General features: G+C 47.8%; 15 protein-coding genes and 1 pseudogene. 4 read left to right on the forward strand and 12 right to left on the reverse strand.

What is annotated here, in order from left to right:
* Nucleotides 1-266: 266 nt before the first annotated feature.
* Genes cobN through ACJJID_RS09560 form a run of 3 tightly spaced genes read right to left on the reverse strand, consistent with a single transcriptional unit; the run spans nucleotide 267 to nucleotide 5097 of the window.
* Nucleotides 267-4217, reverse strand: a complete 3951-nt coding sequence (cobN, locus tag ACJJID_RS09550; protein WP_444922527.1) for a cobaltochelatase subunit CobN — start codon at nucleotides 4215-4217, stop codon at nucleotides 267-269.
* A 2-nt stretch (nucleotides 4218-4219) separates the two neighbouring features.
* Nucleotides 4220-4567 carry a DUF2149 domain-containing protein gene (locus ACJJID_RS09555; protein WP_444922528.1) on the reverse strand — a complete coding sequence of 116 codons (348 nt, stop codon included), beginning with the start codon at nucleotides 4565-4567 and terminating at the stop codon, nucleotides 4220-4222.
* Nucleotides 4567-5097 carry a MotA/TolQ/ExbB proton channel family protein gene (locus tag ACJJID_RS09560; RefSeq protein ID WP_226648689.1) on the reverse strand — a complete coding sequence of 177 codons (531 nt, stop codon included), beginning with the start codon at nucleotides 5095-5097 and terminating at the stop codon, nucleotides 4567-4569. The genes ACJJID_RS09555 and ACJJID_RS09560 overlap by 1 nt, the downstream gene beginning before the upstream one ends.
* A gap of 225 nt (nucleotides 5098-5322) precedes the next feature.
* Between ACJJID_RS09560 and ACJJID_RS09565 the strand changes: the two genes are divergently transcribed.
* Nucleotides 5323-7494 (forward strand): TonB-dependent hemoglobin/transferrin/lactoferrin family receptor, encoded by a 2172-nt coding sequence (locus tag ACJJID_RS09565; protein WP_444922529.1) that lies wholly within the window; start codon nucleotides 5323-5325, stop codon nucleotides 7492-7494.
* Nucleotides 7495-7763: 269 nt separating this feature from the next.
* Here ACJJID_RS09565 and ACJJID_RS09570 read toward each other — a convergent pair whose 3' ends face one another.
* The gene (locus ACJJID_RS09570; RefSeq protein ID WP_444922530.1) at nucleotides 7764-7970 is read right to left on the reverse strand and encodes a DUF2905 domain-containing protein; all 207 of its coding nucleotides are present in this window, start codon (nucleotides 7968-7970) and stop codon (nucleotides 7764-7766) included.
* A gap of 118 nt (nucleotides 7971-8088) precedes the next feature.
* Here ACJJID_RS09570 and ACJJID_RS09575 point away from each other — a divergent pair, with 118 nt between their 5' ends.
* The 3 genes and pseudogenes from ACJJID_RS09575 to ACJJID_RS09585 all read left to right on the forward strand — a co-directional run.
* The gene (locus ACJJID_RS09575; RefSeq protein ID WP_444922531.1) at nucleotides 8089-8802 is read left to right on the forward strand and encodes an NUDIX hydrolase; all 714 of its coding nucleotides are present in this window, start codon (nucleotides 8089-8091) and stop codon (nucleotides 8800-8802) included.
* A gap of 67 nt (nucleotides 8803-8869) precedes the next feature.
* Nucleotides 8870-9793 (forward strand): ADP-ribosylglycohydrolase family protein, encoded by a 924-nt coding sequence (locus ACJJID_RS09580; RefSeq protein WP_253868597.1) that lies wholly within the window; start codon nucleotides 8870-8872, stop codon nucleotides 9791-9793.
* A gap of 210 nt (nucleotides 9794-10003) precedes the next feature.
* Nucleotides 10004-10219: pseudogene (locus ACJJID_RS09585) on the forward strand (IS481 family transposase); the annotation flags it as partial.
* 143 nt (nucleotides 10220-10362) lie between these two features.
* On the opposite strand, the gene ACJJID_RS09590 reads toward ACJJID_RS09585, so the two are convergent.
* The 8 genes from ACJJID_RS09590 to ACJJID_RS09625 all read right to left on the reverse strand — a co-directional run bounded on the left by ACJJID_RS09590 (nucleotide 10363) and on the right by ACJJID_RS09625 (nucleotide 13631).
* Nucleotides 10363-11121, reverse strand: coding sequence for a hypothetical protein (locus ACJJID_RS09590; RefSeq protein WP_444922532.1), 759 nt, complete (start codon nucleotides 11119-11121; stop codon nucleotides 10363-10365).
* Between the two features lie 516 nt (nucleotides 11122-11637).
* Nucleotides 11638-11943 carry a hypothetical protein gene (locus ACJJID_RS09595; protein ID WP_444922533.1) on the reverse strand — a complete coding sequence of 102 codons (306 nt, stop codon included), beginning with the start codon at nucleotides 11941-11943 and terminating at the stop codon, nucleotides 11638-11640.
* Nucleotides 11927-12172 (reverse strand): hypothetical protein, encoded by a 246-nt coding sequence (locus tag ACJJID_RS09600; protein ID WP_444922534.1) that lies wholly within the window; start codon nucleotides 12170-12172, stop codon nucleotides 11927-11929. The genes ACJJID_RS09595 and ACJJID_RS09600 overlap by 17 nt, the downstream gene beginning before the upstream one ends.
* A gap of 12 nt (nucleotides 12173-12184) precedes the next feature.
* Nucleotides 12185-12436 (reverse strand): hypothetical protein, encoded by a 252-nt coding sequence (locus ACJJID_RS09605; protein ID WP_444922535.1) that lies wholly within the window; start codon nucleotides 12434-12436, stop codon nucleotides 12185-12187.
* A gap of 4 nt (nucleotides 12437-12440) precedes the next feature.
* Complete coding sequence (locus ACJJID_RS09610) at nucleotides 12441-12638, reverse strand: hypothetical protein (RefSeq protein WP_152453974.1); 198 nt, start codon at nucleotides 12636-12638, stop codon at nucleotides 12441-12443.
* Nucleotides 12639-12662: 24 nt separating this feature from the next.
* Nucleotides 12663-12887, reverse strand: a complete 225-nt coding sequence (locus ACJJID_RS09615; protein WP_444922536.1) for a hypothetical protein — start codon at nucleotides 12885-12887, stop codon at nucleotides 12663-12665.
* Between the two features lie 60 nt (nucleotides 12888-12947).
* Entirely contained in the window at nucleotides 12948-13217 is a 270-nt protein-coding gene (locus ACJJID_RS09620) for a hypothetical protein (protein ID WP_152453976.1), read from the reverse strand.
* 99 nt (nucleotides 13218-13316) lie between these two features.
* A complete protein-coding gene (locus tag ACJJID_RS09625) occupies nucleotides 13317-13631 on the reverse strand; it encodes a hypothetical protein (RefSeq protein ID WP_444922537.1) in 315 nt (104 codons plus the stop codon).
* Nucleotides 13632-13679: the final 48 nt, after the last annotated feature.

Raw genomic sequence — 13679 nt, forward strand, 5'->3', positions numbered from 1 at the left:
TAATGCTAATTTCCACGCAATTAATTTTTCAGAAATATTTCACAAAAATAACATCTCTGTATGGATAGCCTACAAGCATTTTCCGACTTTCCCTGCTGGTTAAGAAAAGATATCGACAGGTTCCCGAAAAATGACAACAACATTAGCTCATAATTTTTTTGCCGACAAAGAAAAAAGGCCAGCAATAAGAGTGAGAATTGCTGGCCTTAACTGTTCAAAAAGTGACTTTAGGGTTGGCTTTTATAGCCAAGGGAAATGTCTTATGCCTAAGCATGGGTCACTCGCTGTCCTCCCCCCTCAAAAAAGCGCTCAAAAAATACGCTAGTAAATCCACTGATAACAATTGCCAACAATAATAACCACAAGAAGTCCTGGGGTTTGTCCTGAGCTGCGGGCTCTTTTACTTGTTCTAGTTTCTGCCCACTAACTTGCTGAGACGCAGGAGCACTAGCGGTAACATTCTCCACTGCCTGGCTGCCTACAAGCGGGGCAAGACCAAAACCAAGCGCTTGCTCGCCAATAAAGTCAGTAAACTTCTCATTGTCTGTTGCGATATCGTGCTGATTGGCAAGTTCGGTGTAGGTCTCCACCATTTTCTTAAGCGTTTCGGCATCTGCAGGCCAGTAGCCCTTGCGCACTGCTTCCAGCATGCGCTCCAGCATTTGCGCCAGAGCTTCCGCATTGTGCGTCTCAAAGAACTCACGCATATCCATTTGGTATTTATCATCCACGTAGACCTCAAACATCTCCTGCCATTGGTCATCGCGGATAGTTTCTGGGGTCATCACTTCCCAGCCCCACATATTGTTCACGCGATCCAGGATTGCCGTTGCGCCGGCATAGCCGGATTCCTGCATTGCCTCAATCCAGCGGGGGTGGAAATAACGGCTGCGCATTTCCTGATTGACAAACTCTCCTAAGGTCTGGGTTTTAATTTTGTCCTTACGGCGCAAGTTGGAGACATACATCTCCGGTGTCTTGCCGTCTAGATTGCGCACCGCAAGTCCCATACCACCAAAATACTGGAAGGGATCATCGTTGGTCATCATGGCGTAGAGGTTGGTGGAGCGTGAGAAAATCACCCCATCGGTGCCGGAAAGTACCTTGCCATAGAGTGCAACATTGCGCTGGTCTTCGCTCCAGCGGGATTCATCCTTGCCATAGGCAAAGCCCATGCGGCGCATATACAGATCGGCCAGTTTATCGTCTGTCTCCCAGCTGTCGGAAGCCAGGCTGGCACCATTCAGGCCCGTACCATAATTGCCACTTTCATTGGAGAAAATGCGCACAGAGGAAAGATAGCGCGCATCCTCTTCGGAACTGCCTTCTTCCTTTAGTTGCTGGAATAAGGCCTGGCTGTGACGATAGACAAAGTTGTTCTCTTCCTTCATCTGCGCCACTTTATCGATGGCTTCCGCCAGCCACAGCATCACATTAGGGAAAGCGTCGCGATAGAGGCCGGTAGCAGAGATCACCACATCAATACGAGGGCGCTTTAATTCAGAATAGGGAATCACTTCAGTTCCGGTAACATTACCCTGCTGATTCCATTTGGGCTTGAGGCCCAGCGCATACAGTATTTGCGCTTCCAGCGCACCTTGGTGGCGCATGGTCTCCAGGGACCAAAGGGAGAATGCCAGCTTGTCCGGGAAGCGACCGTGTTTTTCCCGATAGTCGGCAATGGTCTGCTCCATCAATTGAACGCCGGCTGCATAGGCTTCCTTGGAAGGCACCTTAGCCGGGTTGAATCCAATCAGGTTGCGACCGGTAGGCACCGCCTGCGGGTTGCGAATAGGGTCACCCCCATAGCTCACCGGAATGTACTCACCATCGAGCGCCAGCATCAGGTTTTGCAGCTCAGCGATACCGGCAAAGTTATCGGCATACTCCCGGCCCTGCTGCAGGTAATTTTGCAGCTCTTCAGAAAGTTCTGGCAACTTGCGGCCAGCCAGGTAGGCATTTAACAGCTGATAACCCGGCTGTGCTTCCAAGGCGACTACATTGCGCTCATCCAGCACCTGATCCTGCGGTAAACCCAGGCCCTGGTCGCTCTCATATTGGCCAGCGGCGGAGATAAAGTTTTCACCCAGCATTTGCAACATGGTACTGGTGAGATGCTCTGACTTGGGCAGCTGACCAAAACGATGGATACCCAGTGGCTGGCTCATCTCAGCCAGTTGGGCCAAGTGGTCCTGAAGACGATTGAGCTGGCCATCGAAATCAGCCTGCAAGGTTTCAGCGCTGATTTCTAAATCCTTGAGCATATTCAGCTTGTCCGCCAGGGCGATAATGCGCTCCTGGGTATTCAGCCGGGTTTGCCCTTCTTCCAGAATCAAGTAATTACCAATCAACTCAGAGAGTTCGGCCACTTCGGCATAAAGACCCGCTTTAGCGAAGCCCGGTGTTAAATGGCTGATCATCGTCGCACGTCCGCGACGCTTGGCCTGCATAGCCTCGCCTACATTATCAATAATGTAGGGATAAAATACCGGGATATTACCCAGAGCCAAATTTGGGGCGTCGTACACAGAGAGTCCACGCTCCTTACCGGTTAGCCACTCCTGGGAACCATGTGTTCCCAAGTGAATATAGGCATCAGCCCCGAAAGTTTTGCGCGCGTAGAGATAAACCGCCAGGTAGGCATGGTTTACCGGCGTTTTCATATCGTGATAGAGGGAGGCGTGATCTTTGGCATTCTCCGCGCGCACCCCCTGTGGCAGCACAATCAGGTTACCCAATGTCATACGTGGGATTACGAACGCCCGCTCACCGTTATGAACTGCCAACATGGCGTTATCTTCCGGATTGCCCCAGCGATCCACAATGGGATCGCGCACAGAAGCCGGCAAACGATTAAACCAATTGACGTAGGTGGAAAGTGGCATCCAGTCAGCCAAACCTTTATCAATCAGTGCAGCGCTGTCTTCACGGCGATAATAAGGACGCAGCAATTGGCCAGCCCAATCGATTAGGGTCTTAGAGTCCTGCTGCTTTATTTGATAGCCACGCTCGGCCATGACTTTGGCGATAGACTCAATAGAAGAAGGTACATCGAGAAAGGCCGCACCAATATTCTTCTCACCGGGAGGGTAGTTCCAGATAAAGGTAGCCACCTTTTTCTGGCTATTTTTCTTGTAACCAAGTGAGGCATGGCCCCACGCGCGCTCCACTAGCGCATCAAGCTGGTCTGCCATCACAACCTTATTGCCACCTTCACTTGCAGCGATAATTACCGGATCGATACTACCGGTATCTTCGGGCATTACCAGGAAGAATGGGGTTAATGAAGGAGAAACCCCACTATTATCCGCAAGGTAATCCTCTTCACTGCCCTCAGTATAATTCAGGGCGTGAATCACCGGGACACCCAGCTTCTCGAACTCTGCGCGACGCTTACTCACATAATGGAGAGAGCGGTAATTGATCATCAGGTCAATACGCGTTTGTCCCGCTTCGTCTTGCAGTAAATCCGGATAGGAAAGCGGCAGATCTTCTCCTTCAAAGAAAAAAGCAAAGGCTTTAGCGCCTTTCTCTTCCAGTCCAGCTAAGATTGCATCCACCACCTGCTGCTGCTCGTAATCCACCACTGAGCGATGAATAGCTACCGCAATAACTGGCTGGTCTTTAGATGCCTGCAGCCAATTAAAAAACGCCTCTTCACTGGCAGTCACCAGATTCGGCAGGCGCGGATGATAAAAGCCCACTTTTGGCACAATAATAGGATCGGCTACAGACTGCGCAGAGAGGCCAAAGACTTTGACGGAGAGGAACTGCATCAAATGCTGGTAGTTTTGTCGCCCAGCATTATTGAAATACGCAGCGATGGATTGATGCTGTTCAGAAGTCAGCCCCTGGTTCATGGAGGCGTTATCGGCATCACCCAAAGCAACCACTGGTACATTGGGGTACTGGGTTAGCAGCGGCTGGTATTTCCCAAACATAAATTGGGAGAGTGCCGGATTGATACCGTCAAGCAACACCAGGCTGGAAGATCCCCAGGTCTCTGCTATCTGTTCTTCACTCTTCCCTTTGCTGTTAAATATCTCCAGGGTAAACGGCTGGTCCGCAGCCAAATCAGATAACAGCGCTCCTTTGGCTTTCGCGGTATGGCTGGACATCATCAGCAAAACTTTGGGTTTATCGCTGGCCTGCACCATCACCGTAGTGAAGGCTACTAGCACCAAGCATGCTAACTGCATGCAAACCTTTTTCAACATCGCTATTTCCCTCCCGCTGCCTGGTCTTCAGCGGACTCTTCTTTTCCTTCCGGCACATAGACCAGACTGCCATCGGCCATCTGGTAAGCAACACCAGCGCGAGTGCCCTCTCCCGAGCCAATTTCGCCAGTGGATTTGTACTGCTTAATTTCTTCCCCATCTTTTACGATGACTTCCATATTGGGCTCGCCAGCATTCTTGATCACCGTGACCTTTTCATTGGAAAAAACGTTTAATGGGTTTTGAGCAATAGCGATGAGCAGCGCGGCGATAATTACCAGAAAGACATCAATCAAGTTAACAGCACTCAAAATCGGGTTGAGCTCTTCATCTTCATCCAGGAAGCGCATCAGGCAACCTCCTTCAATTTCCGAATGTTAATTAGCTCAGCGGCAAACCAACGCTTCTTTACCGAGGCAGGCCAGAAAGTCAGGGTGGAAATTGCGAGGCCCCAGATCACAGCGGCAAAAGCGATAATCAGGTTTTCACTAATCCCCTGGATATTGCCATCGGCCAGGGCACGCAACGCCGGCCCCATAGGAATCATGGTGGCGATCAAGCCCAGCATGGGCGCGATGCGAGTGGCCATGCGCAACATTTCCAGTTTCTTCAGCGCAAATACTTCCAGCTCGTCATCACATGCCAAAGGATGTCGCACGTAATAATTGTGCACCTGATAGCCGGGCAGGCCCTCTTTCCGACCTTGCTTTAAGGCCAAGCTGTAGGCACCAGCATTGCGGCGGCGCAGCATCCATAGGGAGAGAAAGCGCCCCGTTGCGTACAACGAGTAAACAAAAAGAACCAGAATCGCCAATAAAACCGGGGCCATAAACAAGTCGGCCACATCCGCCATCAGGTTCTCAATTATCGAAATATTCATTGCAAGCCTCCTCAGCCCAGCACTTTCGCTCTGTATCAATGGCCGCGGAAACTAGCGGAACTCCTCACTAACGTCAAATTTAATCTAATTGATATTGATTCGCATTTAGCTTTACATTAAGAAAATCATCCATATAATCCGCTCCAGCTGATAGCCGAGCTGATTTATCTCACCTCCAGCTAACAGACAAAGCTGAAGTACAAAATTCACCCCAAGGACAACACCATGAAACTTCGCCCTCTCGCAGCGGCCTTACTGGGCTTGGCCTCCGCCACTAACCTGCAAGCCGGAACCTCAAGTTCGGCTGCCAGCAGCGACCTGGAACTGATCGTTGTCAGTGGCCGCGCGGAAAAACCGCTGAAAGATGTCGCAGGAAGCGTTTCTGTTGTCACCAATGATGAAATCGAACAGCTGCAGCTGAACGATATGAACCAGCTGTTCCAATACGAGCCCGGAGTGGAAGTTACCGGTGCCGCCGGCAGCGCACAAAATATCCTGGTACGCGGCATGGGTGGCGATCGGGTACTGATTATCAAAGACGGTATGCGGGTTAACGAAGGCTATGGAGCCAATGGTAAAAATGACATCGTGGGCCGCGGCTTTATTGAAATAGATACCTTGAAACAGGTAGAGGTGGCCAAGGGCGCTGCGTCTTCTTTATACGGTTCTGACGCACTGGCCGGCATCGTGGTATTCACCACCAAAGATGCCAGCGACTACCTGGAGGATGGAGAGCAATTCGGCGGTGCGATAAAAACCGGATACACCGGTATTACCAATCAATCACACATCTCCCCTACCCTGGCTCTTCGCACCGGCAACTTTGAACAACTGCTGCATACCACCTTCCGCGATGGCGAAGAGCAACAAAATTTCGACGAGAACCAGGACCCCTTCGATATTGAATCCAAGAGTCTGCTCTACAAGGCCAAGTACAACTTGGGCGGCGAGGACTTTGTCAGTTTCAGCATCGATCACTGGAATCAGGAAAGCACCGGCAACAGCGCCGATGGCCTGCTCCACTACTTCCGTGGACTGGCCGATTACGGCTACAGCATCGTCAAGGAAGAATCGAACTCCGACAAAGAGGTCCGCGCTTACCAACTGCGTTACCACAGCGAGACCCCTAGTGCAGTCTATGACCAGTTAAATATCAGCCTGTATAAAAACGAATCCGAACAGCAAGACGAGCAGTATGGCCAGCTGGACATCAATGCCCCGATGTTCGGAGTTCTTGAAATTCGTGACATGTGGGAAACTGGCCTTTATAGCCAAGAGACTATTGGCTTCCTCTCCAATGCCAGCAAAGCCCTGAACGAGACTCACACCCTGGGATATGGCCTCGATCTGGAAAAAACCGAAAGCCGCCGTACCGTGCATCAGTACCGTGAGGTGGAAGGCAGTTCCACCCTGGATGTGGCCACCGAAAAATTCCCGGAAAATACCGTCTCCCGCGCGGGCTTATTCCTGAACGATGAAATGACTTTTGCCAATGGCCGGCTGGTTGTAACCCCAGGGGTACGCTACGACTGGTACGAAATGGATCCCGATGGCGCAGAGAAAGCTGACGGCACAGCCTTTGCCACGATTGAAGAGAGCAACTTCTCCTTCAACCTGGGTGCCTTATACAAAATCAACTCCCGCTTGTCTGCCTTCGCACAGTATGGTCAGGGATTCAAAGTACCGGCCTATGATCTGGCCTATATCGAGCATTACCTGCAACCCACTTCTACCTATGCTTATGAAGTATTGCCAGCGGACGACCTGTCCCCTGAAACCAGCGATACTTTTGAGCTCGGCCTGCGTGGACACCTGGGCCCAATCGCCTTCAGCGCTGCCGCCTTCTATACCGAGTACGATGACTTCCTCGAAACAGCACTCATTGACAGCGAAACTTTCTTTAACAACGATGGCAGTTTCTCTCACGTATTTGAGCAATACCAATACCAGAATATCGACTCTGTAACGATCAAAGGGGTTGAACTGAGCGCGAACTGGTATCTGTCACCTGCATTCGAGCTATTTGCTAATGCCAGCTATCAACGTGGTGAAAACGATACTACCGGCGAATACCTCACCAGTATCAGCCCACTTTCCGGTGTAGTCGGTGCCAGCTACACAAGCGCGCAACTTTCCAGCCAAGTGCTGGTGCGCTGGGCGGACCGCATGGAACGCGTCAATGAAGGCGAAGTAAAGACTCCAAATTATGGCTCTGTAGACTGGACGCTGGGCTATCAGTTGATGGAGCAGGTATCGCTCAACCTCGCCGTCAACAATCTATTCGACAAAGAGTATGTGCCCTACCAGAATGTCGCTGGCTGGGATGAAGGCAGCGATATCTACGTAAACTCTGCTCCGGGCCGTACTTTCTCTGCATCACTCAAGTACGACTTTTAAAGTTCATATTTTGATTATTAACCAGGCGAGATAGTGGACGCCGGGTTGATGCGGCGCAAGGAAGCGTCGTCGCTGGTCACGGCCAGCAAAGCCCCTGAAATACAAGTCACTCTGCGCTTTTGCGCAATTTCAGGGGCCTAATCACACAGGTCAAGGATGACCTTTTTTTGATTAGCGGAGAACGCACGCTCCTCTTCTCATACTCTCCTATAAGTCCCTTGCGGCCGCCCCCATGCGGCCTTTTTTATTCTCTTGCATCAATACATTATTTATCTGTGAAATAAGTTAATTAAGAGGCTTAATATCAGACTAACAATAATCATCGAGACAATGGGAAAATAAAAACGCGTGCGCCCAGATTCAATACGAATATCCCCCGGCAACCGACCAAACCAATTAAATAGCCAGGGGGCAAAGTGCAGTGCTACACCTACTACCAGAAGAATCAACCCAGTAATCATCAGCCAGCGTGACATAGCGCCCCTCTCATTTTGCTCTATTCAGGCTCCAAGAAAATTTTTTTACTCCTCCAACCCCTTGAGTACACAGGGCTAGGCAGCTACCATAAGTGACCAACTGACACTTAGTAAACTAATGAACGAGAAAGAATTCCTCGCCGCCTATAACAAGGGTAGCTTTGAAGCCCCTCTAGTTACCGTAGATGCCGTCTTGTTTACTTATCAAGATGGACAACTCAAAGTATTGCTGGTGGAACGCTCCAATCATCCCGAGAAAGGGAAATGGGCGCTACCGGGCGGTTTTATTTCCGAGAGCGAAGATAAGACCCTAGAGGATACGGTCACCCGAAAGCTCAAGGAGAAAACCGGGGTTTTCCCTCCTTATGTTGAGCAGCTAGGCACCTTTGGTGGCGCCTGCAGAGATAAGCGGGGCTGGTCTGTAACCATCTGTTACACGGCTCTGATCGCTCACCAGGCCTGTGAAAGCAAATTAGAAATGATCTCCGATGTCGCCTGGCTTCCTATCGAGAAAGTCAAGAAAATGCACTTGGCCTTTGACCATCTCAAAATTATCAATAAGGCACATGAACGCCTTATTCAAAAGGCTCTATACAGCATTATCCCCGCCTACGCACTGCCAAGGAAATTCACCCTGCCCGAGCTTCAACAAGTGCACGAAGTCATTATTGGCAAGCCTCTACAGAAAAAGTCATTCCGCAGAAGAATTGAGCAGGCGGAACTTCTGGTAGATACCGGTGAAAAACGCACTGAGCGAGGTCGTCCAGCCGCGCTGTACAGTTTGCGTGCCGGCTCTGGGAAATATACGTTTGTGCGGAATCTAGAGCAATAACCCTGCCCTATGGCCACTGATTTAATTTAATAATCACACTCAAGCAGATTTAAGAAGGATTTTGCAGGTGAATATTGAAACAATAGACAAAGTAAAAGGCTGTTTAGTCGGACTCGCTTGCGGTGATGCCGTGGGCACCACGCTGGAGTTTAAACGCAAGGGGGATTTCACCCCTCTTTCGGATATGGAAGGTGGAGGTCCATTTGGGTTAGAAAAAGGACAATGGACCGATGATACTTCCATGGCGCTCTGCCTGGGGCACAGTTTACTCCAGAAAAAAGGCTTCAGTGCAACTGATCAGATGAATCGTTACTGTAACTGGTACCAGTATGGGTATATGAGCTCTACGGGTGAGTGTTTCGATATTGGTGCAACAGTTTCATCCGCTCTAAATCGATACCTGCAAACAGGTGATCCTTTTAGTGGTTCAACATCTACTCGCTCCTCAGGTAATGGATCACTCATGCGCTTAGCGCCAATTCCCATATTTTTTTCTTCAACAGTTTCAGACGCTATTTATTTTGCAGGGGAAAGTTCCAGAACCACTCATGGCTCGGACGAGTGCATCGAAAGCTGTAAACTGTTCTGCAACCTTATACTTTCCACATTTAATGGCATCGAAAGAAGCAACCTTCTAAGTTCTATCGAACAAACTCCAACTACCGAAAAGGTAAAAAACATTGCCAGTGGGCAATTTCTAGACCAGCGCTATGAAGAGTTGACCGGAAGTGGTTACGTGATTGAATCCCTGATATCAGCGCTTTGGTGTTTTTTCAATACCAATAGTTTTCGGGAAGCTATTCTTTTGGCCGCCAATATTGGCAACGATGCCGATACAACGGCGGCCATATGCGGACAAATAGCCGGAGCTTACTACGGAGTTTCTGGAATACCTGAGCAATGGACCCGGCAAATTTCTTTGTCGGAAGAAATTCACACCTTGGCAGAAGATCTCTATAAGGTTGGGCTATCAGTCGCCAATGAATGGTAAAGCCGGCATAAGCCGGCTCTTGACGCTATGTGATAAGAAGGGCTCAGACAGCTATTGCCAGCATCCCCTCCTGAGTGGGTATTTCTGCCAGTAAGCGGACGGCCTCAAAGTCCTGATCGATCAACAGCTTGCCATCGCGAAATACCGGGCAAAGTTGATTCACACATTCCCCTAATTGCTGTTCGCGGATCGTTTGGTACTGGCCATCGTGAGCACTTCCATAAAACTATATTACAAGAGTTCTAACAACCATCGTTGCGACGAAAGATCTATGGATCAATAAAAGAGCTACAAAAGGATCTGGACGAATGGCTCGTATATTACAATAATGATCGAACTCCTCAGGGTAAAAAGTGTTGGGGTCGCACACCGATAGCAACCCTTGAAGAGGGTAAAAGTATCTGGAAGGAGAGGCTCGTAAACTGAATTTGACCTGACAGAGCATCTTCATCTAAACCGGTAAACCCCTCTCTTTCAAGAGGATGTGTCAGATTTGGTCTGAACTAATACATTTCACCATACCACCCGCTATGCGGGTGGTATGGTGATTTGATATGTTTATTTATCTGTCAATTTTGAGCGTTACCGTTACCGTTACCGTTACCGTTACCGCCACGAGGAGGTTCTGAAATTTCAAGTACCGTCCAATTTTGTTTTAGGAGTTGACCTTGTAAAGTTTCATTCTCATTTCTGACGTAGGCATCGGGCCCAAACCTTAGATGGTCGGGTCCAACAGGATAAACTATGAGTGCTCCCGTGTTAGCATAGGTGCTTAAAGAAGTGGCCATTTGGGTGTTTATCTTTGGCGCATTTCCATTTTGTCCATATCTAGGATCATAACGCCTTCCTTGTTCTGCAGAAAAACGGTAGGGCTGAGCATCAGTATTTAGACGATAGCCTTGATCAGCAAGCTCGGCGCTAATTGCACCTCTCAAAGAGGGGTCGTATGTAAGTAGGTTTTGATCACCAATTAATGATAATTGTTTCTGAGCTCCAGCATTGGAATAGAGTCTATCATTAACTTCAATAGGTTCTTCAACAGCTACCATCATATCGGGAATATTTAAAATTGCAGTTGCAGTATTTTTTGCAGCTGTTCTTATATCCTGAGATTGTGCGCCATGCCTTTCTCCCATTATAAGAAGTGCACACATGTCTCCTTCATGATACATAAGTATCGGAGGTGGCATTTGAAAGTCGGCTCCAGTGTCCTCTATTTGTGCGAACGAATCGCTCATTGTGGCGACCACATAAATATTGTACTGATCTATTGCACTCCAAATTGCGCGAGCATGGGGTAATTGGCTAAGTTGTGTTACTGGCATCATTAATTCCTATCTTAAAAAATTATAGAGTGTTCAATAAGCTACATTGACATAGCTAGCAGAATTCTAGGGCTAACTAGAAAGGTTTTTTGTTTTTATGTTCCTCCTTTTTGTATACTCATGGCATTTACTTTGTATCTTAATCCCTAGCTTGATTACATATACATTTATTTCATGGTGAATAGATCAAGCATTGGAGAAGCCGCTAAAGAGCGGTGTAGAAAAACAGATTAACCAAGCCCTCTATCCAACCAATCGTCGCCCATCTAAATTTCTGAAGATTTTTTCTAGAGAACTAGAATTATCTCAATACATAAAAATTTGGTTTCTTGTGAGCGACCTTAAATCACCGTCAAATGGCCAGAATGAAATGGCTGGAAACGGCCGATAAAAACGGCAAAAGCGTAATCTCTTTGCATTGCAGCAAACTCCTTGCTGTATTTTTTTCTCCCCGGTCTACCCAGGAAAGCCCATGAAATTATTGACCTTTAGTCACTAGAGGTCAGCCTGAGCTTTATGTTATTTTTTTTCACCTTTCTGATTAACCATCTCAAGAGCATACTGATAGGCTTCTTTGACATCGTCCTTAAGTGAATTAACACCGATACCACTCAATACTTCCTTGTAGCTAGTATTGGATGGATTCTGTAGCCACTTCATCATCACACTATTCTTTAACATGATGTTGCTAAGCCTTTCATCCCTTAAGGAGTCAGATTTTCCCTGTAAAATATGGATTCCTTGAAGCTCCACCGCATTTCTAACAATTTGCTTGGAAATATTACTAACATCCGGCTGAAAAGTATTTTTAGTCTGGTTGCTCATTATCCTCACCTTGCCCCTTTGTTTCGTCATCCAGTTCAAAACCAGTAGTTGATATATCCGAGAAGGATTTTGTCAATGCATTATTAACCTCCTGGCAGATAGCTATGATTGACTGCTGCAGTTCTTTACCCAGGTCAACATCAGTCCCTTGGCTGCTAATCAGCTTATCCAGCTGGTCTTCAAAATCTGGAGGGAGGTAACTTTTACTTGTAGGTTTACTGTTAGACATAAGTTGAAATCCTTAACGCATAAACATTGAAAGCAACAGCATCAAGAAACTTTGAATAACGGCCACAATCAACTGAATATGTGCAACGATAATTATAAGTAGAAAGATGAGGTTAAATGGTTGGGTCAACCATTTCTGAAAAGCTTTTCCAACAACTGTAGAGGTTTGCAAGGCTGTATCCCTTACATGATCGGCTGCATTTTGAACCAAAAAAGAGGAAGACATACGCTTCCCTTCTTTTGCCGCCCCCCCCTCGTCTTTCATAAAATTACAAATCAACTATTTTGTTTAGCTGCTTCGTCATCAACAACATACGCTGATTTCGTGCATTGACTTGATCTTGTAGTGTCGTTTCCACAGCACTATTAATAGAACGCTGCAAGTAGGCACTAGACATCACATCAATCAGCCTCCCCTTTCCTGCGGAAAGCTCCCTGAGAGTTGGTGTATCATCATCCTTCGCCATCTGTTCATCCTCTCAGACAGTAAATTAGAAGGTATCTCTAAATGTGCGCGCCCCAACCGCCGACATTTGCAAGATGGAATTGGCTGTTGCCTGCATTTGAGTTGCGCCGGTATGGGTAAATTCACGCACCTGAAGTTTAGATAGCGCAGACAAGTCACGTAGGCCATCCAAATGAAGGCTTAGTGCAGAAGAAGTTGCCACCTGATCAGCCACTTTAGTGTCCAGGCGATCTCGGAAAGTATCTTTCATAACTTGCTCCTTTATATTAAGGGGTAGCGATAAATCGCTACCCCTTTAAGGTCTAAGACCTTACTTACCGCCATCCATGATGTAATTGACAGCCTTAGCACCTGCCGCCGCCATTTGAGTCATGGCATTGGAAGTTGCTTGCATTTGTGTTGCACCGGTGTGAGTGAACTCACGAACCTGCAGCTTGGAAAGCGCAGACAAGTCGCGCAGACCATCCAAATTCAGACTTTGCGCTGAAGAACTGGTAGTCTGGTCAGACACTTTGGGATCAACACGGTCGCGGTAAGGAGAAGGTTGAATACCGTCTACAGTATTGGTTTCATCAGACATAATTTTTTCCTTTCAATCAGTTTATTAAGTCACCCAGTTATTGGGCTCTATCACTGTATGGAGAATCCGAATCACTAATAATCGGGAAATTTCTCTCCATCAGCGATTAGATAGCTGTGCAGTATCTTTCTGCCCCTCCCCTTTACTACCATTACCCAAAATAGCATTTACCGCAGTAGCCCCAGCCGCAGCCATTTGTGTCATGGCATTGGATGTGGCCTGCATCTGAGTAGAACTGGTATGAGTAAATTCACGTACCTGTAATTTGGAAAGTGCGGACAGATCGCGCAATCCATCTAGATTTAGGCTTTTTGCAGTACTTGAAGTGGTTTCATCAGATACTTTGGGGTCAAGGCGATCCCGGTAAGGCGAGGGATCAATTCCTTCCAAGTTGCTATCAGTTTCATCAGACATGTTTTTTCCTTCTCTTAGAGTGTTGCTAGGTATGTAGCCCGATCACTC

It is taken from the genome of Microbulbifer sp. CnH-101-G (assembly GCF_052466775.1).